At 62.9% G+C, this 22,284-nt stretch carries 24 protein-coding genes; 8 read left to right on the forward strand and 16 right to left on the reverse strand.

Going from position 1 to position 22,284, the window contains the following annotated elements; all coding sequences use genetic code 11:
• The first annotated feature begins 20 nt into the window (after nt 1–20).
• Nucleotides 21–353, forward strand: a complete 333-nt coding sequence (locus HS968_RS23760; RefSeq protein WP_182368946.1) for a cupin domain-containing protein — start codon at nt 21–23, stop codon at nt 351–353.
• Nucleotides 354–402: 49 nt separating this feature from the next.
• Here HS968_RS23760 and HS968_RS23765 read toward each other — a convergent pair whose 3' ends face one another.
• From HS968_RS23765 to HS968_RS23775, 3 genes are read right to left on the reverse strand one after another with little or no spacing between them, the layout of a single operon-like run.
• A complete protein-coding gene (locus HS968_RS23765; RefSeq protein ID WP_119694151.1) occupies nt 403–1,197 on the reverse strand; it encodes a thymidylate synthase in 795 nt (264 codons plus the stop codon).
• Nucleotides 1,194–1,997, reverse strand: a complete 804-nt coding sequence (gene lgt, locus HS968_RS23770; RefSeq protein WP_119694150.1) for a prolipoprotein diacylglyceryl transferase — start codon at nt 1,995–1,997, stop codon at nt 1,194–1,196. Before lgt ends, HS968_RS23765 begins: the two co-directional genes overlap by 4 nt.
• Before the next feature lie 10 nt (nt 1,998–2,007).
• Nucleotides 2,008–2,790 carry a sulfite exporter TauE/SafE family protein gene (locus HS968_RS23775; protein WP_179622883.1) on the reverse strand — a complete coding sequence of 261 codons (783 nt, stop codon included), beginning with the start codon at nt 2,788–2,790 and terminating at the stop codon, nt 2,008–2,010.
• Between the two features lie 124 nt (nt 2,791–2,914).
• Here HS968_RS23775 and HS968_RS23780 point away from each other — a divergent pair, with 124 nt between their 5' ends.
• Entirely contained in the window at nt 2,915–3,658 is a 744-nt protein-coding gene (locus HS968_RS23780; RefSeq protein ID WP_179622884.1) for an NRDE family protein, read from the forward strand.
• A gap of 69 nt (nt 3,659–3,727) precedes the next feature.
• Here HS968_RS23780 and ptsP read toward each other — a convergent pair whose 3' ends face one another.
• Both ptsP and HS968_RS23790 read right to left on the reverse strand, forming a co-directional pair.
• On the reverse strand, nt 3,728–6,007 hold the full coding sequence (gene ptsP / locus HS968_RS23785) for a phosphoenolpyruvate--protein phosphotransferase (RefSeq protein WP_182368947.1): 2,280 nt from the start codon (nt 6,005–6,007) through the stop codon (nt 3,728–3,730).
• A gap of 19 nt (nt 6,008–6,026) precedes the next feature.
• Nucleotides 6,027–6,506 carry an RNA pyrophosphohydrolase gene (locus tag HS968_RS23790; protein ID WP_106738377.1) on the reverse strand — a complete coding sequence of 160 codons (480 nt, stop codon included), beginning with the start codon at nt 6,504–6,506 and terminating at the stop codon, nt 6,027–6,029.
• A 145-nt stretch (nt 6,507–6,651) separates the two neighbouring features.
• Between HS968_RS23790 and HS968_RS23795 the strand changes: the two genes are divergently transcribed.
• Entirely contained in the window at nt 6,652–7,305 is a 654-nt protein-coding gene (locus HS968_RS23795) for a histidinol-phosphatase (RefSeq protein ID WP_119694146.1), read from the forward strand.
• A gap of 262 nt (nt 7,306–7,567) precedes the next feature.
• Here HS968_RS23795 and HS968_RS23800 read toward each other — a convergent pair whose 3' ends face one another.
• Together HS968_RS23800 and ilvA are read right to left on the reverse strand one after the other, a co-directional pair.
• Nucleotides 7,568–8,008 (reverse strand): DUF2269 family protein, encoded by a 441-nt coding sequence (locus tag HS968_RS23800; RefSeq protein ID WP_119694145.1) that lies wholly within the window; start codon nt 8,006–8,008, stop codon nt 7,568–7,570.
• 74 nt (nt 8,009–8,082) lie between these two features.
• Nucleotides 8,083–9,597: a threonine ammonia-lyase, biosynthetic gene (ilvA, locus tag HS968_RS23805; RefSeq protein WP_182368948.1), complete on the reverse strand. Its 1,515-nt coding sequence runs from the start codon at nt 9,595–9,597 to the stop codon at nt 8,083–8,085.
• 170 nt (nt 9,598–9,767) lie between these two features.
• On the opposite strand from ilvA, the gene rpiA reads away from it, so the two are divergent.
• Nucleotides 9,768–10,439 carry a ribose-5-phosphate isomerase RpiA gene (rpiA, locus tag HS968_RS23810; RefSeq protein ID WP_179622889.1) on the forward strand — a complete coding sequence of 224 codons (672 nt, stop codon included), beginning with the start codon at nt 9,768–9,770 and terminating at the stop codon, nt 10,437–10,439.
• Nucleotides 10,440–10,602: 163 nt separating this feature from the next.
• Here rpiA and HS968_RS23815 read toward each other — a convergent pair whose 3' ends face one another.
• A complete protein-coding gene (locus HS968_RS23815; RefSeq protein WP_182368949.1) occupies nt 10,603–10,938 on the reverse strand; it encodes a DUF3703 domain-containing protein in 336 nt (111 codons plus the stop codon).
• Nucleotides 10,939–10,949: 11 nt separating this feature from the next.
• The gene (locus tag HS968_RS23820; protein ID WP_182368951.1) at nt 10,950–13,169 is read right to left on the reverse strand and encodes a heavy metal translocating P-type ATPase; all 2,220 of its coding nucleotides are present in this window, start codon (nt 13,167–13,169) and stop codon (nt 10,950–10,952) included.
• Between the two features lie 80 nt (nt 13,170–13,249).
• On the opposite strand from HS968_RS23820, the gene cadR reads away from it, so the two are divergent.
• Together cadR and HS968_RS23830 are read left to right on the forward strand one after the other, a co-directional pair.
• A complete protein-coding gene (gene cadR, locus HS968_RS23825) occupies nt 13,250–13,702 on the forward strand; it encodes a Cd(II)/Pb(II)-responsive transcriptional regulator (RefSeq protein ID WP_182368952.1) in 453 nt (150 codons plus the stop codon).
• Between the two features lie 60 nt (nt 13,703–13,762).
• On the forward strand, nt 13,763–14,098 hold the full coding sequence (locus HS968_RS23830) for a YegP family protein (RefSeq protein WP_182368953.1): 336 nt from the start codon (nt 13,763–13,765) through the stop codon (nt 14,096–14,098).
• On the opposite strand, the gene HS968_RS23835 is transcribed toward HS968_RS23830, so the two are convergent.
• The 5 genes from HS968_RS23835 to HS968_RS23855 all read right to left on the reverse strand — a co-directional run bounded on the left by HS968_RS23835 (nt 14,095) and on the right by HS968_RS23855 (nt 18,741).
• Nucleotides 14,095–15,009 (reverse strand): SdiA-regulated domain-containing protein, encoded by a 915-nt coding sequence (locus tag HS968_RS23835; protein ID WP_182368954.1) that lies wholly within the window; start codon nt 15,007–15,009, stop codon nt 14,095–14,097. The two genes, HS968_RS23830 and HS968_RS23835, sit on opposite strands and share 4 nt — an antisense overlap.
• Before the next feature lie 70 nt (nt 15,010–15,079).
• Nucleotides 15,080–15,427: a NirD/YgiW/YdeI family stress tolerance protein gene (locus HS968_RS23840; protein ID WP_021490467.1), complete on the reverse strand. Its 348-nt coding sequence runs from the start codon at nt 15,425–15,427 to the stop codon at nt 15,080–15,082.
• Between the two features lie 102 nt (nt 15,428–15,529).
• Nucleotides 15,530–16,447: an SdiA-regulated domain-containing protein gene (locus tag HS968_RS23845; protein WP_182368955.1), complete on the reverse strand. Its 918-nt coding sequence runs from the start codon at nt 16,445–16,447 to the stop codon at nt 15,530–15,532.
• 111 nt (nt 16,448–16,558) lie between these two features.
• Complete coding sequence (locus HS968_RS23850; protein ID WP_179622895.1) at nt 16,559–17,224, reverse strand: fumarylacetoacetate hydrolase family protein; 666 nt, start codon at nt 17,222–17,224, stop codon at nt 16,559–16,561.
• A 125-nt stretch (nt 17,225–17,349) separates the two neighbouring features.
• The gene (locus HS968_RS23855) at nt 17,350–18,741 is read right to left on the reverse strand and encodes an FAD-binding oxidoreductase (protein ID WP_182368956.1); all 1,392 of its coding nucleotides are present in this window, start codon (nt 18,739–18,741) and stop codon (nt 17,350–17,352) included.
• A gap of 181 nt (nt 18,742–18,922) precedes the next feature.
• On the opposite strand from HS968_RS23855, the gene serA reads away from it, so the two are divergent.
• Entirely contained in the window at nt 18,923–20,152 is a 1,230-nt protein-coding gene (gene serA, locus HS968_RS23860) for a phosphoglycerate dehydrogenase (protein WP_119694134.1), read from the forward strand.
• A gap of 198 nt (nt 20,153–20,350) precedes the next feature.
• Here serA and HS968_RS23865 read toward each other — a convergent pair whose 3' ends face one another.
• Entirely contained in the window at nt 20,351–20,842 is a 492-nt protein-coding gene (locus HS968_RS23865) for a DUF523 domain-containing protein (RefSeq protein WP_119694133.1), read from the reverse strand.
• A 201-nt stretch (nt 20,843–21,043) separates the two neighbouring features.
• On the opposite strand from HS968_RS23865, the gene HS968_RS23870 reads away from it, so the two are divergent.
• Nucleotides 21,044–21,580 (forward strand): DUF6160 family protein, encoded by a 537-nt coding sequence (locus HS968_RS23870; protein ID WP_119694132.1) that lies wholly within the window; start codon nt 21,044–21,046, stop codon nt 21,578–21,580.
• Between the two features lie 54 nt (nt 21,581–21,634).
• On the opposite strand, the gene HS968_RS23875 is transcribed toward HS968_RS23870, so the two are convergent.
• Nucleotides 21,635–22,258: a 2OG-Fe(II) oxygenase gene (locus HS968_RS23875; protein ID WP_182368957.1), complete on the reverse strand. Its 624-nt coding sequence runs from the start codon at nt 22,256–22,258 to the stop codon at nt 21,635–21,637.
• Nucleotides 22,259–22,284: the final 26 nt, after the last annotated feature.

Genomic DNA, 22,284 nt, shown 5'->3' on the forward strand with positions numbered 1-22,284 from the left:
GCCATAAGAGGCATCTGCAGATGATCAATCCCTCCATCGGCAACCTCTTCGCCGACAGCGAACCACCCGCCACAGGCGAGCGCTTCGAGACGTTGCTCAAGCAGCGCAACCTGGTGGTCGAGCGCATCCTCAGCTCTGGCCGCCAGGAGGCGGTGGACTACGTGCAGGAGCAGGACGAGTGGGTAATGCTGGTGCGTGGCGAGGCACGCCTGAACCTGGCTGGCGAGGTAATCGACCTGATTGCCGGCGACTACCTGTTCATCCCCGCCAGGGTGACCCACCGCGTCGAGTCCACCTCGGAGGGCGCGCTATGGCTGGCCGTTCACCTGCATCCGCAGGTGCTGCCGGTATAACGCGTAGGGTGGGCTTCAGCCCACCAGATAGAGCCCACTCACTTCCATCTCACACCGCCACCGGCGCCTTGATATGCGGGTGCGCTTCGTAGCCTACCAACTCGAAGTCCTCGAATTTGAAGGCGAACAGATCCTTCACTTCCGGGTTGAGCTTCATGGTCGGCAGCGGCAGCGGCTGACGGGTCAATTGCAGGTCGGTCTGCTCGATATGGTTGGCATACAGGTGGCAGTCGCCGCCCGTCCAGATGAACTCGCCCGGCTGCAGGCCGCAGACCTGCGCCACCATCAGGGTCAGCAGCGCGTAGCTGGCGATGTTGAAGGGCACGCCGAGGAAGATATCCGCCGAACGCTGATAGAGCTGGCAGCTCAGCTTGCCGTCCGCCACGTAGAACTGGAACAGTGCGTGGCAGGGCGGCAGCGCCATCTGCTCGACCAGCGCCGGGTTCCAGGCCGAGACGATCAGGCGGCGCGAGTCCGGGTTCTTCTTGATCATCTCGATCAGCTTGCTGATCTGGTCGATCGACTCGCCATTGGGCGCCGGCCAGCTGCGCCACTGGTAGCCATATACCGGACCAAGATTACCGTTCTCGTCGGCCCACTCGTCCCAGATGCTGACGCCATTGTCCTTCAGGTACTTGATGTTGGTATCGCCCTGCAGGAACCACAGCAGTTCGATGATGATCGAACGCAGGTGGCATTTCTTGGTGGTGACGATGGGGAAACCATCGGCCAGGTCGAAGCGCATCTGGTGGCCGAACACGCTGTAGGTGCCGGTACCGGTACGGTCTTCCTTGAAGGTGCCGTGCTCGCGCACATGGCGCATCAGGTCGAGGTACTGTTTCATGGCGCGACTCCCTGGGCGGCCTGGCGCTTGTAGGCATAGGCGATCAGGCTCAGGCCGGCGAGGATCATCGGTATGCAGAGAATCTGGCCCATGGTCACCCAGCCGAAGGCCAGGTAGCCGAGCTGGGCGTCAGGCACGCGGACGAATTCGACGATGAAACGGAAGATGCCGTAGCACACGGCGAACATGCCGGAGACCGCCATGGTCGGGCGCGGCTTGCGCGAGTAGAACCAGAGGATGGTGAACAGCGCCACGCCCTCCAGAGCGAACTGGTACAGCTGCGACGGGTGGCGCGCCAGTTGCTGCGGGTCGGTGGGAAAAACCATCGCCCACGGCACGTCGGTGGCCTTGCCCCACAGCTCGGCATTGATGAAGTTGCCGATGCGCCCGGCACCCAGGCCAATCGGCACCAGCGGCGCGATGAAATCCATCAGCTCGAAGAAGCTCTTGCCGTTGCGCTTGCCGAACCACCAGGTGGCCAGCATCACGCCGATCAGCCCGCCATGGAAGGACATGCCGCCCTCCCAGATACGCAGGATCTTCGCCGGTTCGGCGATGTAAGCTGCAAGATCGTAAAAAAGGACATAACCCAGGCGTCCGCCGAGGATCACCCCCATGGCCACCCAGAACACCAGGTCGGAGAGTTTCTCCTTGTTCCAGGTTGCATCGAAACGGTTCAGCCGCCGCGAAGCCAGCCACCAGGCACCGCCGATACCGACCAGGTACATCAGGCCGTACCAGTGAATTTTCAAAGGCCCGAGAGCGAGGGCCACCGGGTCGATCTGCGGATAAGGCAGCATCCGAAACTCCTTAAACGAGGAAACTCAAACCCACGCTGAACAACAGCAGGGCAAACAGACGCTTGAGCAGGCGCGGCGACAGGCGATGAGCCAGGCGCGCACCGATACGGGCGAAGAACATGCTGGTCAGCGCGATACCCAGCAACCCCGGCAGATAAACGAAACCCAGGCTCCATGCCGGCAACTGCGGGTTGCCCCAGCCCGTCCAGATGAAACTCAGGGCACCGGCGATGGCAATGGGCAAGCCACAGGCAGCCGAGGTGGCTACCGCCTGCTGCATCGGCACGCTACGCCAGACCAGAAACGGCACGGTCAGCGAACCACCACCGATACCGAAGATCGCCGAAGCCCAGCCAATCACACCACCGGCAGCGGTCAGTCCGGGCTTGCCTGGGACATCGCGGCTGGCACGAGGTTTCAGATCCAGCGCTAGTTGGATGGCGATGATCACGGCAAAAGTGCCGATGATCTTCTGCAGCCATTCGCCCTTGATCGCCGCTGCCGTCAGCGCCCCCAGCACGGTGCCGAGCACGATACCCAGCGTCAACCAACGAAACAGCGGCCAGCGCACGGCGCCGCGGCGATGGTGCTCGAGCGTGGAGTTGATCGAGGTGAAGACGATGGTGGCCAAGGACGTGCCTACTGCCAGATGGGTCAGGATCTCGGGCGCGAGGCCGTGCGAGGTGAAGCTCAGCACCAGCACCGGAACGATGATGATCCCGCCACCTACGCCGAACAGGCCGGCCAGCACGCCAGCCGCCGCCCCCAGCAGCAGGTACAGCAGCAGTTCCATCGACACCCCCGAAAACAAAGCGGCATGGTAGCGGAAAAGCCTCACCAGCGGCAGCCGGAGCCGACGGTTGCCCAGGCGGCGCTACCCCGTTAGCCTGCAAGCACACCCTTGCTCGGTAAGCCCCATGTGCCTGATCGTTTTTGCCTGGCGCCCGGAAAACCCGCTAGCCCTGCGCCTGGCGGCCAATCGCGATGAGTTCTACGCCCGCCCCAGCGCAGCACTGGGCGAATGGAGGGAGGCGCCGGGTCTGTTCGCCGGGCGCGATCTGGAGGCCGGAGGCACCTGGCTGGGCATCACGGCCAGTGGCCGTTTCGCCGCCCTGACCAATATCCGCGACCCGCGCCAGCCAAACCGTACCCGCTCGCGTGGTGAGCTGAGCGCAGACTTCCTGCGCAGCGACATGTCGCCGCAAGCCTACCTGCAGCAAGTCATGCGTAGCGCCGAGCAGTACGCCGGTTTCAACCTGCTACTCGGCGATACCACGCAACTCTGGCATTTCAACTCACACGAAGGTGAAGCGAGACGCCTTGAAAGCGGCGTCTACGGCCTGTCCAACGCCAGCCTCGATACGCCCTGGCCGAAGCTGGTACAGGCCAGAAGAGCGTTGCAGACCAGTACCGAAGCCGATGACGAAACCCTGATGGCAATCATGGCCGATAACCGGCAAGCCGCCGATCATCTGCTGCCAGACACCGGCGTCGGCCTGGCAACGGAGCGCCTGCTGTCGAGCATATTCATCACCAGCGCGGCATACGGCACACGCGCCAGCACCGCTCTGGCGTTACGGCAAGACGGCAGTTGGCGAATCAGCGAACGAAGCTTCGGCCCGCATGGCGCCTTGCTGGGCGAGGTCAGTCTGGAACGGTAGGTGCGCCATGCGCACCGGAGACCGGCCCGCTCGTCAAGTGGTGCGCACGGCGCATCCTACCCGTAGCGGTCAGGCCTGAATATTCGAGGCGGGGTTGATCACCCGACCCAGGCCGAGATTGCGCAGCGCCAGGTGCAGGGTGCTGTAAATCAGGTGCGGGTTGTCCATGGTCATCACCTGACTGAGCAGGTCGCTGGCCTTGCTCTGGGTGATCTGGCGCAGCAGCCATTTCACCTTGGGCAGGTTGGTGGCGTTCATCGACAGGGAGTCGAAGCCCATGGCCAGCAGCAGCACGGCGGCCGCCGGATCGCCGGCCATCTCGCCGCAGATGCTCACCGGCTTGCCTTCGGCGTGAGCGTCGTTGACCACCTTCTGCAGTGCCTGCAGTACAGCCGGGTGGAGGAAGTCGTAGAGGTCGGCCACCCGCGGGTTGTTGCGATCCACTGCCAGCAGGTACTGCGTCAGGTCGTTGGAGCCGACCGAGAGGAAGTCGACCTGACGCGCCAGCTCGCGAGTCTGATAGACCGCGGCAGGAATCTCGATCATCACGCCGATTGGCGGCAACGGTACGTCAGTGCCCTCGTCGCGCACTTCGCCCCAGGCGCGGTGAATCAGGTGCAGCGCTTCTTCCAGCTCCTGGATACCGGAAATCATCGGCATCAGGATGCGCAGGTTGTTCAGCCCTTCGCTGGCCTTGAGCATCGCCCGCACCTGCACCAGGAAGATTTCCGGGTGGTCGAGCGTCACGCGGATACCGCGCCAACCGAGGAAGGGGTTCTCTTCCTTGATCGGGAAATAGGAGAGTGCCTTGTCGCCACCAATATCCAGCGTACGCATGGTCACCGGCAGCGGATGGAAGGCCTGCAACTGCTCACGGTAGGTGGCCAGTTGTTCCTTCTCGCTAGGGAAGCGCTCGTTGATCATGAACGGCACTTCGGTACGGTACAGACCGACGCCCTCGGCGCCACGCTGCTGCGCGCGCGCCACATCGGCGAGCAGACCGGTGTTGACCCACAACGGCATGCGCTGGCCATCGAGCGTCTCGCAGGGCAGCTCGCGTAAGGCATCGAGGCCTTCGGTGAGCTGGCGCTCCTCCTCGACCACGTCGGCGTACTGCTTGCTCAGCAGATCGCTGGGGTTGGTGAAGACTTCACCGTGGTAGCCATCGACGATCAGCTTGATGCCGTCGATCTTCGAGTAAGGCAGATCGACTACGCCCATCACCGTGGGAATACCCATGGCCCGAGCGAAGATCGCTACATGGGAGTTGCCTGACCCCGTGACCGAGATCAGGCCTGCGAGCTTGCCTTCAGGCACCTCACCGAGCATCGCGGGCGACAATTCCTCGCTGACCAGGATGGTGTTGTCCGGGTAGACCAGGGAGGTCTTGCGCTCTTCCTGCAGGTAGGCGAGCAGACGCCGGCCGAGGTCACGCACGTCGGAGGCACGTTCGCGCAGGTAGGCATCGTCCATCAACTCGAAGCGCCCGACATGGTCGAGCACCACCTGGCGCAGCGCCCCCTGAGCCCACTGCCCGGTGCGGATGATCTTGCGCACCTCGTTACCCAGGGCGGCATCGTCGAGCATCATCAGATAGACGTCGAACAGCGCCAGTTCTTCCTTGCGCAGCTGCGTGGCGAGCTTTTCGGACAGCTCCTGCATGTCCTCGCGCACCCAGCCCAGCGCCTTGTCGAACAGCGCCAGCTCGGCCTCGATATCGTCGACACCGCGATCCGGCACGACGTTGAGGTCAGCCGGTGGCAGCACCACTACGGCGGTGCCCACGGCAGCGCCGGGCGCACCCGGCACGCCGACGAACTTGGCCTCCTGCACACCCTTGCCCTGACGGCCCAGACCACGGATGGTGCCAGTGGCCTCGGCATGGGCGATAACGCCGGCGAGCTGCGCGCTCATGGTGACGAGGAAGGCTTCTTCACCTTCGTCGAACTGACGGCGCTCCTTCTGCTGCACCACCAGCACGCCCATCACCCGACGGTGGTGGATGATCGGCGCCCCGAGGAAGGAGGCGTAGCGCTCCTCACCGGTCTCGGCGAAGTAGCGATAACGTGGGTGGCTGGCGGCGTCTTCGAGGTTGAGCGGCTCTTCACGGCTACCGACCAGGCCGACCAGGCCTTCACTCGGCGCCATGCTGACCTTGCCGATGGAGCGCTTGTTGAGGCCATCGGTGGCCATCAGCACGAAACGGTTGGTTTCCGGGTCGAGCAGGTAGACCGAGCAGACCTGACTGCCCATGGCCTCCTTCACTCGCTGCACGATGATCGTCAGCGCCGCCTTGAGATCCTTGGCGGCGTTCACTTCCTGGACGATCTTGCGCAGCGTATTGAGCATGCTCGAGTGGGATCCGTAATCAGTCGCGTGCTAACAGACGCGGGGCGAGTTCCTTGAGGGCGCGGCGATAGACCTCGCGCTTGAATGTGACCACCTGTCCCAGCGGGTACCAGTAACTGACCCAACGCCAGCCATCGAACTCAGGTTTTCCGGTGAGATCCATGCGCACCCGGTCTTCGGAGCCGGTCAGGCGCAGCAGGAACCACTTCTGTTTCTGCCCGATGCACAGCGGCTGACTGTGGGTACGCACCAGGCGCTGAGGCAGACGATAACGCAACCAGCCGCGGGTGCAGGCAAGGATTTTAACGTCCTTCTCTTCGAGCCCGACTTCTTCATTGAGCTCGCGGTACAGCGCCTCCTCCGGCGACTCATGATCATTGATCCCGCCTTGAGGAAACTGCCAGGCATCCTGATTGATGCGCCTGGCCCACAGCACCTGACCGACATCATTGGTCAGGATGATGCCGACATTCGGGCGGAAACCATCAGAATCGATCACGGCACACAACCTCGTAGACGCAAGTTCCGGCATTGTTCCACAAAGCCGATGACAGCAGCAATGCGGGTTTCGACGCGGTGGGAAAGCCCGGCCAAAGCCGCTATTCTGGCGCGCCTCCAATCATCAGCAGAACAGGTACAGAACCGTGCGCTTGGCCTTATTCGACCTCGACAACACCCTGCTCGCCGGCGACAGCGATCACAGCTGGGGCGAATTCGTTTGCCAGCGTGGCCTGGTCGACGCAGCCGAATACCTGGCGCGCAACGATGCCTTCTATGCCGACTACTGCGCCGGCAAGCTGGATGTGATCGCCTACCAGAACTTCAGCCAGGCGATTCTCGGGCGCAGCGATATGGCGCAGCTGGATCAATGGCATCGCGAGTTCATGGCCGAAGTGATCGAGCCGATCATCCTGGCCAAGGGTGAGGCGCTGCTCGCCGAACACCGCGCTGCTGGCGACAAGCTGGTGATCATCACCGCCACCAACCGCTTCGTTACCGGCCCCATTGCCAAGCGCCTAGGCGTGGAAACCCTGATCGCCACCGAGTGCGGCATGCGCGATGGCCGCTATACCGGGCTAATCAGCGGAACGCCGTGCTATCAGACGGGCAAGATCACCCGACTGCACGAATGGCTGGCACAAACCGATTACAGCCTGGACGGCGCCTACTTCTACAGCGACTCGCGCAATGACCTGCCGCTGCTCGAAGCCGTGGCCAACCCGGTAGCAGTAGACCCGGACGATGTACTACGTGCCACCGCCATCGAACGCGGCTGGCCGGTCATCTCGCTGCGCTGAGACCGTCACGGCCGTTCGGCATATGTAGGGCGGCCTCGCGAGCGAAGCGAGCAGCCCGCCGATCTGTGGCGTTGCATATACCTAACGGCATACTGCTTCGCGACGACTGCATGGATGCAGGAGGTAGAGCGACGCAGGAAGCCAAAGCCGAGTACGCCCTACGCGCTGACCGTCACGGTGACGTAGGGTGCGCCGCGCGCACCGCGGACTACATCGTCAGTAGCCGGTGTGCACAGCACACCCTACACGTCCGAAGCCGTATTCAGGCCGGCTTGGCGCCCATCAGCGCCATGATGACGATCAGCAGGATCAGAATCAGCCCGGCATAGATCAGGCACAGGCGCTTGAGCGCTACAGGAGCGGGTGTATCCGCCAGGGCGCGCCAGGCAGAAAGACGGCCGGCCAACAGCAGGCCGATCAGCATCATCACCCCATAAAGAATGTTACCCAGCAACAGCCAGGTTTGCCCCAGCGGCCAGCCAGCCGTACCTACCAGCCAGAAGCCGCTCAGCGGCAGGCTCAGCGCCAGCACGGTGAATGCCGGCAGGCTATAGCGCAGCGTCACGCGCAGCTTGCGCGCCAGTACGGCGGCGTCGCCAGCGCGCTGCGCCTTCCACAGCATGAAGGCATGAGCGAGCAGCCCGAGCAGCAGCAGGATGCCCGGTGCGCTGTGGAGAATGCGTACCAGCAGGTAGTGTTCCATCACGGTTTCCTCATTAATTTTATGCGTGCATTGCGACTTGGCCTCGGCAGTTGCCGAGGCCAAGCAAGGCTCAATCAGCCAAGAAACAGGCTGTATGCAGGGTTGTCGCTTTCGTCCCAGTAGGGATAACCGATGGCATCCAGCGCCTCGGCGACCAGGTGACGGTCAGTGTCCGGCACCTGCAGCCCGGCAACCACGCGACCGTCGGCCGCACCGTGGTTGCGATAATGGAACATGCTGATGTTCCAGCGCCCACCGAGCTTCTGCAGGAAATTGAACAGTGCGCCCGGCCGCTCGGGGAACTCGAAGCGGAACACCATCTCGTCGCTGACACCGGCAGCATGACCACCGACCATATGGCGGATGTGCAGCTTGGCCAGCTCGTTGTCGGTCAGGTCGAGTACCGGGAAGCCCTGCGCACGCAGGCTCTCGACCAGCGCTGCACGCGGATCGTTGTCCGGGTGAGTCTGCACGCCGACGAAGATATGCGCCTCGCGACCGGTGTTGTAGCGGTAGTTGAACTCGGTGATCTGGCGCTTGCCGAGGGCCTCGCAGAAGGCCTTGAAGCTGCCCGGCTGCTCAGGGATGGTCACGGCGATGATCGCTTCGCGGCGCTCGCCCAGCTCGGCGCGCTCGGCAACATGGCGCAGACGGTCGAAGTTGACGTTGGCGCCGGAGTCGATGCCCACCAGCACCTGCTCGCTGATGCCCTCGCGCTCGACGTACTTCTTGATCCCGGCCACGGCCAGGGCGCCGGCCGGTTCGGTGATCGAGCGGGTATCGTCGTAGATATCCTTGATCGCCGCGCAGATTTCATCGGTGCTGACGGTGATCACCTCATCGACGTACTGCTTGCAGATGTCGAAGGTGTGCTGGCCGATCTGCGCCACCGCCACGCCATCGGCGAACAGCCCGACGGTCGGCAACACCACGCGTTCGCCAGCGGCCATGGCCGCCTGCAGGCAGTTGGAGTCGTCCGGCTCGACGCCGATCACCTTCACCTCGGGGCGCAGGTATTTGATGTAGGCCGCGATGCCGGCGATCAGGCCGCCGCCGCCAACCGGCACGAACACCGCATCGAGGCGGCCCTGGTGCTGACGGAGGATCTCCATCGCCACCGTGCCCTGCCCAGCGATCACCAGCGGATCGTCGTAGGGATGGATATAGGTGTAGCCCTTCTCCTCGACCAGCTTCAGCGAATGCGCCAGTGCCTCGGGGAAGGCATCACCGTGCAGCACCACCTTGCCACCACGCGAGCGCACGCCCTGCACCTTCAGCTCAGGCGTGGTGCGCGGCATGACGATGGTCGCCTTCACGCCCATGTGCTTGGCAGCCAGCGCCAAGCCCTGGGCATGGTTGCCAGCCGAGGCGGTGACCACGCCACGCGCCAGGTCTTCTGCCGAGAGTTGCGCCAGCTTGTTGTAAGCGCCACGAATCTTGAACGAGTACACCGGCTGCAGATCTTCGCGCTTGAGCAGAATCTGGTTGCCCAGGCGCTCGCTGAGCTGACGGGCGGGTTGCAGCGGGGTTTCCACCGCGACGTCGTAGACGCGCGAGGTGAGGATCTTCTTCACGTACTGTTCGAGCATGGCGATTTCGCAGGTTTTCGGGCTTGGAGGGGACTGCCGAGTCTACCCCAGCGCTGCGCCGGGCGACCATACGAAACGCGGGGTTTTCCCGGACGAATGGCTCGTCCGCGCGTCACTTGCGGCTATAATTCGCGTCTCTTTTCCCTACACCCTGCAGGCGCACACCCGCGATGAACCAGGATCAGTTGAAACAGGCCGTGGCCCAGGCCGCCGTCGACCACATTCTTCCCCGCCTCGACAGCAAGAGCGTCGTCGGCGTCGGTACCGGCTCCACCGCCAACTTCTTCATCGACGCGTTGGCCAAGCACAAGATGGAATTCGACGGCGCCGTGGCCAGTTCCGAAGCGACCGCCGCGCGCCTGAAAGGCCATGGCATTCCGGTGTACGACCTCAACGCCGTCAGCGAACTGGAGTTCTACGTCGACGGCGCCGACGAGAGCGACGAGCACCTGCACCTGATCAAGGGCGGTGGCGCGGCCCTGACCCGCGAGAAGATCGTCGCGGCCGTGGCACGCACCTTCATCTGCATCGCCGACGCCAGCAAACTGGTGCCGGTACTCGGTGAATTCCCGCTGCCGGTGGAAGTCATCCCCATGGCACGCAGCCACGTAGCCCGCGAACTGGTGAAACTGGGCGGCGACCCGGTGTACCGCGAAGGCGTGCTGACCGACAACGGCAACATCATCCTCGATGTGCACAACATGTCGATCACCGACCCGGTGAAGCTGGAAGCGGACATCAACGCCATCGTCGGCGTGGTCACCAACGGCCTGTTCGCCGCCCGCCCGGCCGACCTGCTGCTGCTCGGCACCGCCGAAGGCGTGAAAACGCTCAAGCGCTGAATCTGACCGGCAATTGTGGGAGGGGCTTCAGCGGCGATTATCGCGGCTGAAGCCCCTCCCACAGAGTTCTTTGTTCCACCCACTCTGGTTTGCGCAGTCGGCAGCCCGAATGCAATCCGAGCCTGCTGCGATTCGTCATACGCACCGGAAACGACAGATACCCCTACTCCAACAGGCGGCGCAGCTCCTCGCTCATCGGCATGGGTTGAAACGCGCTGATTCGCGCTCGCCCGGTGTTGCCGATGGGCACCCAGATGCGCGAGAACAACAGCGCCGCCAGGATTCGCGGAATCTGTCCCAGCACCTCGCGTAGATCACCCAGCTGCCAGCCTGCCTGCAGCATCAGCCAATGCGAACGCGCGTGCAGCCACGGGCGACGCTGCGTGAGGATGTGCGCACGTTCAAGCCAGACCAGCGCCGCAGCACTGCGGCGAGCCCGAAGTTCGTGTTGCGCCTGAGCGAAGGCCTCGGCGATGGCCACTTGCAGTTCCATGTTCATATCGCCTTCCTTTATTTGCGCAACAAGCGCAGGCCGTTGAATACCACCATCAGGCTCACGCCCATATCGGCGAACACGGCCATCCACATGGTCGCCTCGCCCGTCAGGGTCATGGCCAGGAAGATCGCCTTGATGCCCAGCGCCAGGACGATGTTCTGCACCAGGATGGCGTGGGTCTGCCGCGACAGACGCACGAAGGTCGGGATCTTGCGCAGGTCGTCATCCATCAGCGCGACATCTGCGGTCTCGATGGCCGTGTCGGTGCCGGCGGCGCCCATGGCAAAGCCGATCTCGGCCTTGGCCAGCGCCGGGGCATCGTTGATGCCATCGCCAACCATGCCCACCACCTTGCCTTGCGCCTGGCGCGCCTCGACCCAGGCCAGCTTGTCCGCAGGCAGCAGGTCGCCGCGCGCCTCGTCAACGCCGACCTGCTCGGCGATGGCTGCCGCGGTATGGGCGTTATCGCCGGTGAGCATGCAGGTGCGCACACCCAGTTCGTGCAGTTCGGCGACTGCCTCGCGGCTGGTCTGGCGCACCGTGTCAGCGACGGCGAAGAGCATCAACGCGCGCTGCTCGTCGCACAGCACCACCACACTCTTGCCCTGACGCTCCAGCGCCTCCAGGCGCTCCTCCAACTGCGCGGAGCAGAGTCCGAGGTCTTCGACCAGGCGATGGTTGCCTATATAGAGCAGCTTGCCATCGACCTTGCCCTTGGTGCCGCGCCCAGGCAGCGCCTCGAAGTCCGCCACATCGTACAATGCCAGGCCCTGCTCCTCGGCATGCAGGGCCAAGGCTCTGGAAACCGGATGGTCGGAGCGCGCGGCCAGGCTTGCAGCCCAGATGGCAGGGGGCGCCTCATCGGTATCCAGCAGATTGAGGCTGTCGGTCTGCACCGGTTTGCCATGGGTCAGAGTGCCGGTCTTGTCCAGCGCCAGCAGCGCCAGATGCCGACCATTCTCCAGATAGACGCCGCCCTTGATCAGGATGCCCTTGCGCGCAGCCGCCGCCAGGCCACTGACGATGGTCACCGGCGTGGAGATCACCAGCGCACAGGGGCACGCCACCACCAGCAACACCAGGGCGCGGTAGACCCAGTCGAGCCAGGCGCCGCCCATCAGCAGCGGCGGCAACACGGCGACCGCCAGGGCGAATGCGAATACCGCCGGGGTATAGATGCGCGAGAACTGATCGACGAAGCGCTGGGTCGGTGCACGCGAACTCTGCGCCTCCTCGACCGCATGGATGATGCGCGCCAGGGTGGTGTCGCGTGCCGCCGCCGTGACGCGGAACTCCAGCGAGCCAGCCTCGTTGATGGTGCCCGCGAACACCGGATCGCCCACACCCTTCTCTACCGGCAGGCTTTCCCCGGTGATCGGCGCCTGGTTGACCGTCGACGAGCCGCCGACCACCTCACCATCGAGGCTGATGCGCTCACCAGGGCGCACACGCACCACCGCACCGAGGTCGATGCTCTGCACGTCCACTTCCTGCCAAACGCCATCAGCCTGCTTCACCGTCGCACGAGGTGGCGCCAGATCCATCAGCCCGCGAATCGCATTGCGCGCCCGATCCAGCGAGCGCGCCTCGATCAATTCGGCCAGCGTGAACAGCACCATCACCATCGCCGCTTCCGGCCACTGGCCAATCAGCACGGCGCCGGTGACGGCGATGCTCATCAGCGCATTGATGTTGAGGTTGCGATTCTTCAGGGCGATCCAGCCCTTCTTGTAGGTGTTCAGCCCGCACATCAGGATGGCGGTCACCGCCAGCAGTGCTACCAGCCAGTCCGGATCAAGAGCGGCGAAGTGCACGACTTCGGAAGCGGTTGCCACCACACCCGCCAACACCAGCGGCCACCAGGGCTTCTGCACGGGAGCGGCGACCGGCTGCTGAGCCGTGTTTTCATCCTCCACCTGCGGCGTGAACCCCAGGGCCTGGATGGCAGGCAGCACCTGGGCCAGCCTCCCCTCGTCGTGACTGACGGTAAGCACGCGCTGCAACAGGTTGAACTGCAGGCCCGCCACGCCCGGCAGACGGCCCAGTGCATCACGGATCAGGCGCTCTTCCGTGGGACAGTCCATCTGCTCGATGCGGATTCGGGTATTGCACGGGCCGCTGAGCGGCTCGTCCACGGAGGGCTGATGAGTATCGTGATCATGCCCGGCGTGATCATGGGCGTGGTCGTGGTGGGCAGATGGCTGTTCGTGCGAGTGGTCGCAGCAACGGCTCATGGCATGTCTCCGTCAGGTATCTGTTGCCGAGTACACACCCTGTAGTCACTATAGGGTCAAGCACTCATGAAGGAGATCCCATGAAAATCGGAGAATTGGCGAAAAAGGCCGGCTGCCAGGTGGAAACCGTGCGTTATTACGAGCGCGAAGGGTTGCTTCCGGCGCCCGCTCGCAGCGAAGGCAACTATCGCTTGTATGGCAGCCTGCATCTGGAGCGCCTGGTGTTCATCCGCAATTGCCGGACGCTGGACATGACCCTGGAAGAGATTCAGCGTCTGCTGGCCCTGCGCGACCTGCCCCAGGAAAGCTGCGCCGGGATCAACAGCCTGGTGGACGAACACATCGAGCACGTCGAGGCACGCATCAACAGCCTGCTGGCGTTACGCGACCAACTCACCGAACTGCGCGACCGCTGCAACGGCCCGCAGGAAGCAGAAGACTGCGGCATCCTGCGCCAGCTCAACGTCAGCGGCGGTGTGCAACCGCTACCGGACGATGGCCATACCCATGTCGGCAAGAGCCACTCGCATTGATGAACTACGCTTGCTGAGCACCGTTCCGGTATCTCACCGGACGCTCAGGGAGAAACGAAAATGCCTGGAAAGTTCGAACTGAAGAAGGCCAAAGACGGCCAGTTCCATTTCAACCTGCTGGCAACCAATGGTCAGGTCATCCTCAGCAGCGAGATGTACAAGGCCAAGGACTCGGCGCTTAACGGCATCGCCTCGGTGAAGAAGAACTCACAACGCGAAGGCGCCTTCGAGACCAAGACCTCGAGCAACGACAAGCACTACTTCCTGCTCATGGCCACCAATGGCCAAGTAGTCGGGCAAAGCCAGATGTACGCCAGTGCCGCCAGTTGCAAGAGCGGCATCGAATCGGTGCAGAAGAATGCGCCGACAGCCGCCCTGGATGACCAGACCAGCTAGTCGTTCTGCTTCCTGAACACGTAGAACAGGTTCGGCTCGCTAATCAGATACAGATTGCCATCGTCATCTGTGGCCACGCCCTCGGCCTGCGGCACGCTGCGCTGCAGGCCATGTTGCCCGCGCAGCAGCGACAGGGTGCTGACCGGCTTGCCCTCGGCGTTCAGTTCGATCACCAGGCGCGATTCGTCCGACAGCGCCAGCATGTGGCCCGTCGCCGCATCGAAATCCAGGCTGGAAAGATCGCGCACGAACAAGCGGGCATCACGCTTCGGGTCGGTATTGACCTGCAGCGCCAGCGGCTTGCTCTCGTCGACATGGGGGAAACCAAGCACCTCGAAGATCCGTACCGGATCGCGCTCCTTGGCCACCAGCAGGCGCTGCTTCCGCGCGTCGTAGGCCAGCCCCTCGAAACCCTTGTTGCCATTGAGGCCGATACCCAGGGATAGCTGCTGGAAGTCGGCGGCGTTGAGCACGCGACTGTCATCGTCGATGCGCACCTTGACCAGGCGCTGCTCGCGCTCATCGGCGATCACGTAGATGCCGGGGGAGATGTATTCGATGGCTTCGGGGTCGCCGAAGCCTTCCAGATCGATGGTGCGTTTGAGCTCACCCTGCAGGCTCAGCTCGATCACCTTGGCCGGCTTGTTGGTGACGCTGAACAGGCTGCGTCGATCCGGATCGTAAGTCAGTGCCGAGACATCACGGATGCCTTCGATCGGCTTGGCGTCGATCACCACGCGGTAGTCGCCCAGCCACAACGAGTGCTCGCGCCACTGCCCACTGTGCTGCCATTCCTCGACGACGAACCAGGCTCGTTCGAACAGGCGATACTGTTGAGCCAGAACGGCGCCGACCAGAAGCAGGAAGAACAACAGATAGAGCCAGGGGTTGAAGGTCAGCAGACGGCGCATGATGGTTTCTCTGACTACCACGTAAAAAACCGCCGCACGGAGAGTGCGGCGGGCGTGCAGATCATTTCGATCAGTTGATCAGCTCAACGCGATCGACATCGATCTCGCGGCTGTTGAAGTCCTTGTCGACTTCACCGGTCAGGCGCACCTTGGCGGTTTCCGAGACTTTCTGGCCCGGCCAGTCTTCGTCGTCGATTTCGACCTGGATGGTGCCGGTGGCGTCCTTGAACTCGTAGAGCTCATCTTGCAGGCGCTTGACGATCTGACCTTCCAGAACAACATGGGTGTCGTCAGCAGCTTCCAGTGCAGCAGCCACGGTGGTGACCTGCGGGGTGGCGCCAGGGCCGGTGTAACCGGTGGCGAAAGCAGCGGTGCTGAGCAGCGGCAGAACCATCAGAGCGAGAGCGGTACGTTTCATGGTGTGAACCTCGTTGTTCGTAAGTGACGGGGCCAGATTAGTGCCGCTAGCTGAAGCCAGACTGAATCGACGCTTAAGCGAAACTGAATCCGTCACGGGCGCTCAACCGGCATCCGGTGCCGGCTTGCTGAAGACATAGAAGAGGTTGGGCTCGGCGACGATATAGATGTTGCCCTCCTCGTCCATGGTCACCCCTTCGGCCTGCTTGATGCCTTGCTCCAGACCATTGAGGCCCGCATTGAGGCTGAGGAAGCTGACCGGCTGGCCGTTGCGATCGATCTCCAGCAGCATGCGCGACTCATCGGAGAGCACCAGGACATGGCCCGTACGCTCATCGACGCTCAACGAAGAAATGTCGCGCAAGCCGAGGTTACCGGATGCCAATGGGTGCAAGCCCCCCACATCACCGTCGCCGCCCGGGAACGGCATGCTGAACAACCCCAACGGACTGCGCTCCTTGCCGAGCAGCAGGCTATGGCTACGTGAATCCCAGCCCAGCCCTTCGAAGCCCTTGTTGCCCGACTCGGCGAAGCCCAGGTCGAATCCGGGGAAATCGGCCGCATTCAATTCAAGATCGTCGTCACCCAGAGTGAACGTGGTGAGCTGGCGGCGTCGCTCGTCGACGATGGCCATACGGCCGTTGTCCATCATCTCCACGCCTTCCGGATCGGCAAAGCCCTTGAGCTCGATGCGCCGCAGGACTTCACCCTCTCGCGACAGCTCCACCAGGAGGGGATTCTTGCCGGTGACGGTGAACAGCGTGCCGGTCTGCGGGTTGTAGGTCAGCCCCGAGGCCTCGTCCTTTTCCAGGCCAGCCAGCACCTTGGCCTGGATCACCGCACGGTAACCCGGCAACCAGACACTGGCCAGGCGTTCGACCAACGGCGTCGAGCGTTCCTGCAGCCATAACTGGGCGCGATCATCCCAGTGCTGGGTCTGCGCCAGTACACCCAGAGCGACGACTGCCAGGCCTGAAAGCCAGTAGCGGGGGCGGCGAATCTTGCGAAAGAGAGCGGACATCGGCTATAGCTCGGCTGCATGATGGCAATCCGACATCCACTGTCGAGAGGAGTTCCGCCGTCCGGAGGGGTGGACGGCGGCCGGCTTCAGCGCTCAGGCGCTGAGCGCGTCTTATAGCACGCGACTGGTGAAGCGACTGTGACCGACCAGCTCCAGCACCAGCTCGTCGCCCTTGTTCAGCACACCGACGCCTACCGGCGTACCCGTGAGGATCACATCCCCCGGCTGCAGGGCAAAGTGACCGGCCATATGCTGGATCATCGGCACGATGGGGTTGAGCATGTCGCGGCTGTTGCCGTCCTGACGGGTTTCCCCGCCAATCACCAGGCGAATGCCGATATCGGCCAGATCCTCGATGGCATCGCCCGGCACGAAGGGCGCCAGCACGCAAGCACCGTCGAAGCTCTTGGCGATTTCCCAGGGGTAGCCTTTCTCCTTGAGCCTGGCCTGCACGTCGCGCAAGGTCAGGTCGAGCGCCGGAGCGAAGCCGCTGATGGCGTCACGCACTTCTTCGGCGTCCGGTTTTTTCGACAACGGCTTGCCGATCAGCACGGCGATTTCCGCCTCGTAATGCACCGAACCGCGATCCTCGGGGATGGCGAAGCCGCCGTCGAGCGGCACCACGCAGGAACCTGGTTTGATGAACAGCAACGGTTCGGTGGGCACCGGATTATTCAGTTCCTTGGCGTGCTCGGCGTAGTTGCGACCGATGCAGACCACCTTGCCGATGGGGAAATGGACGGTGGTACCGTCGACGTACTGGTGCTGATAGCTCATCACCGACTCCTGTGTTGTTCGTATTGTGGACATCTGGGCTTGTGGCCTGACGCCCTACCTTAAACGAGGCGGCGCCATCGTGCACCGCATACAAAAACGCCCATCGGTCGGATGGGCGTTTTTCGTCAGGCGAAGATCTTGCCGGGGTTCATGATCCCATTGGGGTCGAACACCGCCTTGATCGCCTTCATGTAAGCGATTTCCGCCGCCGAACGGCTGTACTGCAGGTAGTCGCGCTTGGTCATGCCGACACCATGTTCGGCGCTGATCGAACCGTTGTACTTCTCGACGATCTCGAACACCCACTTGTTGACCACCGCGCACTTGGCGAAGAAGTCTTCCTTGGCCAGCGCTTCGGGCTTGAGGATGTTCAGGTGCAGGTTGCCGTCACCGATATGGCCGTACCAGAGCACGTCGAAGTCCGGGTAGTTAGCCGAAACGATGTCGTCGATGTCCTTGAGGAAGGCCGGCACCTGGCCGACAGTGACCGAGATGTCGTTCTTGTAAGGCGTCCAGTGGCTGATGGTCTCGGAGATGTACTCGCGCAGCTTCCACAGGTTTTCCAGTTGCTGCTGACTCTGGCTCATCACGCCATCGAGCACCCAGCCCTGCTCGACGCAGTGCTCGAAGGTGGCCAGCGCTTCGTTGGCCACATCCTCGTTCAGCGCCTCGAATTCCAGCAGGGCGTAGAACGGCGTACGGCTTTCGAAGGGCGCCGGCACGTCGCCACGACCGAGGATTTTCTCCAGGCAGCGGTCGGAGAAGAACTCGAAGGCGGTCAGGTCGAGCTTGCCCTGGAAGGCGTGCAGCACCGGCATGATCGAATCGAAATCCGGCGTGCCGAGCACCATCGCAGTGAGGTTCTTCGGTGCACGCTCCAGGCGCATGGTGGCTTCGACGACGAAGCCCAGCGTGCCCTCGGCGCCGATGAACAGCTGACGCAGGTCGTAGCCGGTGGCGTTCTTGATCAGGTCACGGTTCAGTTCCAGCAGCTCGCCGGTGCCGGTGACCACTTTCAGACCGGCGACCCAGTTACGGGTCATACCGTAGCGAATCACCTTGATTCCACCGGCATTGGTGCCGATATTGCCGCCAATCTGGCTGGAACCGGACGAAGCGAAATCCACCGGGTAATAAAGGCCCTTCTCTTCGGCGAACAGTTGCAGCTGCTTGGTGACCACCCCTGGCTGGCAGACAACGGTACGGTCGTATTCGTTGAATTCGACGATGCGGTTCATATAGTCGAACGACACCACCACCTCGCCATTGGCTGCCACCGCTGCGGCAGACAGACCAGTGCGGCCGCCCGACGGTACCAGCGCGATCTTGTGCTGATTGGCCCAACGCACGATGGCCTGCACCTGCTCGGTGGTCTTGGGGAAGACGATGGCGGATGGCGCGGGGGCGTACTGCTTGGTCCAATCCTTGCCGTAGGTTTCCAGGGAGTCGGCATCGGTCAGCACCTTGCCGGGCTCAACCAGGGTCTTCAGCTCTTCGATCTGGGCGGGGGTGGTCATCTACGGAACTCTCAAAGGATTCATGGTCGCCCTGAGAACCATTCAGGTCGCAACCGAGCATTGAAAAAGGCGAACATGCTAGCATACGCACCCCGTGAATCGAGCCATGCAGCGATCTGCGGGCGCCGGCTGAGCTTCTCAGCCCTTCCCTGACATTCTTCTGTGGGACACAGGTACTCCGATGAGCAAGACCTCTCTGGAAAAGAGCAAGATCAAGTTCCTTCTTCTCGAAGGCGTGCACCAGAACGCCGTAGACACGCTGAAGGCCGCCGGTTACACCAACATCGAGTACCTCAAGACCGCTCTGTCCGGCGATGAGCTGAAAGAGAAGATCGCCGACGCTCACTTCATCGGCATTCGCTCGCGCACCCAACTGACTGCAGACGTCTTCGATTGCGCGAAGAAGCTGGTCGCCGTCGGCTGCTTCTGCATCGGCACCAACCAGGTCGACCTGGATGCCGCTCGCGAGCGCGGTATCGCCGTGTTCAACGCACCCTACTCCAACACCCGCTCGGTGGCCGAGCTGGTGCTGGCCGAAGCTATCCTGCTGCTGCGCGGCATCCCGGAGAAGAATGCCTCCTGCCATCGCGGTGGCTGGATCAAGTCGGCGGCCAACTCCTTCGAGATTCGCGGCAAGAAGCTGGGCATCGTCGGCTACGGCTCCATAGGTACCCAACTGTCGGTACTGGCTGAAGCGCTGGGCATGCAGGTGTTCTTCTACGACACCGTAACCAAACTGCCGCTGGGCAACGCCACGCAGATCGGCAACCTGCATGAGCTGCTGGGCCTGGCCGATATTGTTTCCCTGCACGTGCCGGAGCTGCCGTCCACCCAGTGGATGATCGGCGAGAAGGAAATCCGCGCCATGAAGAAAGGCGCCATCCTGATCAACGCAGCCCGTGGCACCGTGGTCGAGCTGGATCACCTGGCCAACGCGATCAAGGACGAACACCTGATCGGCGCCGCCATCGACGTGTTCCCGGTCGAGCCCAAGTCCAACGACGACATCTTCGAAAGCCCGCTGCGCGGCCTGGATCGCGTGATCCTGACCCCGCACATCGGTGGCTCCACCGCCGAAGCCCAGGCCAACATCGGCCTGGAAGTGGCCGAGAAGCTGGTCAAGTACAGCGACAACGGCACCTCGGTATCCTCGGTCAACTTCCCCGAAGTGGCCCTGCCGGCGCACTCGGGCAAACACCGCCTGCTGCACATCCACGAGAACATCCCGGGTGTGATGAGCGAGATCAACAAGGTGTTCGCCGACAACGGCATCAACATCTCCGGTCAGTTCCTGCAGACCAACGACAAGGTCGGCTACGTGGTGATCGACGTCGACGCCGAGTACTCGGATCTGGCGCTGGAGAAGCTGCAGCACGTCAATGGCACCATCCGCAGCCGCGTCCTGTTCTAAGCCTTAGCTGCTGCGCGTCGGCGATACGGCGTTGGGAACGACCTCGGAGATGCTCATTTACTGACGTAAACTCCGCCCTCCTCGGTCGCTCCCGCCTTGTCTCGCTCTAGCTCGCGAGCTCCGGATGTCTGTAGAAATGAAAAAGGGAGACCTTGGTCTCCCTTTTTCATTGTGTAGGGTGTGCCGCCATGCCCCATCTCAATCCCGTTCCAGCAGCGCCAGCTCGGCTGCCGCCTCCTCCAGTTGCATCTCGTTGAACACCTTCACTCCGGCTCGTTTCAGCAAGGCAGCGGTGACACCCTCGCCCGGCACCCGCACACCGCTGAAACTGCCGTCGTAGTTCTCCAGATTGCCACACGACGGGCTGCGCGCCTTGAGCAGGGCGATCTGGATACCGTGCTCACGCACCAGCGCAGCCGCCTGCTCGGCACCGTCGACGAAGGCTGCCGTGACATCTTCACCCTCGATCGTCAGCACTGGCAGCCGACCATCCAACACCGCACCACCCTGGCCACCGCGGATCTCCGCAGGCGGACGCGGAGTTGGCAAACCACCCGCCACTTCCGGGCACAGCGCGACGACGCGACCCTCGTTCAGCCACTGCTGGAGCTGATCGAAAGGCCCATGAGCACCACCGTCATAGCGCACCCGATGACCAAGCAGGCAACGGCTGACCAATATCTTCTGCATAGAGTCTCTCCCTTGCATCGGCGCCAGGGTAACCGCCGGTAACACCGCCGTCAGCCCTTGGCCAGGCATCCAGCAAAACGACCGTACACCAGGTGTTCAGGGCCCTTGCGGCCTATCCTTCGGCGGGAAGCGGCCCTGCCCCATGGCGCGCAGCGCAAGGCACCACCAGACTTGCGCGGCCAACCAGGGAGATCAACGTCCATGCCCCAACCACTTCGCACCCTTGCCATCGCATTGCTGGGCAGCACCGCGCTGCTCGCCTCGTCCGCCCAGGCTGCCATGCAGGCACTGGAAGACGAAAGCCTCAGCCAGATCAGCGGCCAGGCCGGCATCACCATACGCCTCGATCTGATGGCGCGTATCGACGAGATCCGCTGGCAGGACGACGGCGGCAGTCTGTCGCTGCGCAACGTGAAGATCGACAACGGCTGCCTGCAACCCACCGATTGCGACGGCTATGCCCTGGGGCCAGCGCAACTGGGCGCCAGCGTACCGATTCTCGGCCTCGAAGTGCCGACCCTGGAGGTGGACGTGGTCAAGGGCAGCAATGGTCAGAGCCAGCTACAACTGAAACTGCCCAACCTGACCGCGATCAACCAGCAGCTCGGCCCACTGGGCAAGCTGGTGATCCGCGCCCGACTGGCGAGCGATCTGTATATCGGCGATACCAGCATCGGCAACGTCGCCTTGCGTGATATCCGCGACATCAATGGCACCATCAAGGTCTGGGGCCACTGACACGTTGCGCACTACCACGCTGGGCGGGCGCAGCATGCCAGAGCCCGACTGGGCTCAGAGCACCCCAGCACCTCGCCGCCTGAACCAGCCGGTCAACGACAGCCGCTCGCGCGTGGCCGGCAACACTTCGTGAGGCACCTCGTCGGACATGAAAAGCGCCAGGGTGCCGGCCTGCGGTAGCACGTCATGCTCACGCCCATCAGACAGATACAGGCGCAACGCCCCACCCTGCTCGACCTGCCAGTCCTCATTCAGATAGAACACCGCCGAGACCGTGCGCCGATCATCATCGCGAAAACGGTCGAGATGGCGCTGATAGAAGGCCCCTGGCGCATAGCAGGCGAAATGGCATTCATAGTCCTCGAGCCCCAGGTAGAACGCCTGGTTGAGCGCCTGGCGCAAGCCATCCATCAATTGCAGATACTGGTCACAGGCGTCGCTCTGCCCAGGCTCGAGCCATTGAATACGATCACCACGAATCCCTTCCTGCACTTGCTGCGCGCCGCCACGACCGACACTGGCAGCACTCAGCTGGCCGCTCTGCGCACGCTTACGGCACTCGACGGCCAATTCGCGGGTCAGAACTTCTGGAGCGAAAAACGCCCGCTGCGACCAACCCTGGCTGGCGAGGTCGTCGATAAGGCTGGAAAAGCGGTCTTGCTGGTCGGATTCATTCATGGCGGCGATTGTATCAGCGGCGCCTC

The organism is Pseudomonas berkeleyensis, from assembly GCF_014109765.1.
GTDB lineage: Bacteria > Pseudomonadota > Gammaproteobacteria > Pseudomonadales > Pseudomonadaceae > Aquipseudomonas > Aquipseudomonas berkeleyensis.

Coding starts and splice junctions, on each gene's coding strand:
- HS968_RS23760 (WP_182368946.1), top strand. CDS start 21: ATGATCAATCCCTCCATCGGCAACCTCTTCGCCGACAGCGAACCACCC.
- HS968_RS23765 (WP_119694151.1), bottom strand. CDS start 1,197: ATGAAACAGTACCTCGACCTGATGCGCCATGTGCGCGAGCACGGCACC.
- lgt (WP_119694150.1), bottom strand. CDS start 1,997: ATGCTGCCTTATCCGCAGATCGACCCGGTGGCCCTCGCTCTCGGGCCT.
- HS968_RS23775 (WP_179622883.1), bottom strand. CDS start 2,790: ATGGAACTGCTGCTGTACCTGCTGCTGGGGGCGGCGGCTGGCGTGCTG.
- HS968_RS23780 (WP_179622884.1), top strand. CDS start 2,915: ATGTGCCTGATCGTTTTTGCCTGGCGCCCGGAAAACCCGCTAGCCCTG.
- ptsP (WP_182368947.1), bottom strand. CDS start 6,007: ATGCTCAATACGCTGCGCAAGATCGTCCAGGAAGTGAACGCCGCCAAG.
- HS968_RS23800 (WP_119694145.1), bottom strand. CDS start 8,008: ATGGAACACTACCTGCTGGTACGCATTCTCCACAGCGCACCGGGCATC.
- ilvA (WP_182368948.1), bottom strand. CDS start 9,597: ATGCTCGAACAGTACGTGAAGAAGATCCTCACCTCGCGCGTCTACGAC.
- rpiA (WP_179622889.1), top strand. CDS start 9,768: ATGAACCAGGATCAGTTGAAACAGGCCGTGGCCCAGGCCGCCGTCGAC.
- HS968_RS23815 (WP_182368949.1), bottom strand. CDS start 10,938: ATGAACATGGAACTGCAAGTGGCCATCGCCGAGGCCTTCGCTCAGGCG.
- HS968_RS23820 (WP_182368951.1), bottom strand. CDS start 13,169: ATGAGCCGTTGCTGCGACCACTCGCACGAACAGCCATCTGCCCACCAC.
- cadR (WP_182368952.1), top strand. CDS start 13,250: ATGAAAATCGGAGAATTGGCGAAAAAGGCCGGCTGCCAGGTGGAAACC.
- HS968_RS23830 (WP_182368953.1), top strand. CDS start 13,763: ATGCCTGGAAAGTTCGAACTGAAGAAGGCCAAAGACGGCCAGTTCCAT.
- HS968_RS23835 (WP_182368954.1), bottom strand. CDS start 15,009: ATGCGCCGTCTGCTGACCTTCAACCCCTGGCTCTATCTGTTGTTCTTC.
- HS968_RS23840 (WP_021490467.1), bottom strand. CDS start 15,427: ATGAAACGTACCGCTCTCGCTCTGATGGTTCTGCCGCTGCTCAGCACC.
- HS968_RS23845 (WP_182368955.1), bottom strand. CDS start 16,447: ATGTCCGCTCTCTTTCGCAAGATTCGCCGCCCCCGCTACTGGCTTTCA.
- HS968_RS23850 (WP_179622895.1), bottom strand. CDS start 17,224: ATGAGCTATCAGCACCAGTACGTCGACGGTACCACCGTCCATTTCCCC.
- HS968_RS23855 (WP_182368956.1), bottom strand. CDS start 18,741: ATGACCACCCCCGCCCAGATCGAAGAGCTGAAGACCCTGGTTGAGCCC.
- serA (WP_119694134.1), top strand. CDS start 18,923: ATGAGCAAGACCTCTCTGGAAAAGAGCAAGATCAAGTTCCTTCTTCTC.
- HS968_RS23865 (WP_119694133.1), bottom strand. CDS start 20,842: ATGCAGAAGATATTGGTCAGCCGTTGCCTGCTTGGTCATCGGGTGCGC.
- HS968_RS23870 (WP_119694132.1), top strand. CDS start 21,044: ATGCCCCAACCACTTCGCACCCTTGCCATCGCATTGCTGGGCAGCACC.
- HS968_RS23875 (WP_182368957.1), bottom strand. CDS start 22,258: ATGAATGAATCCGACCAGCAAGACCGCTTTTCCAGCCTTATCGACGAC.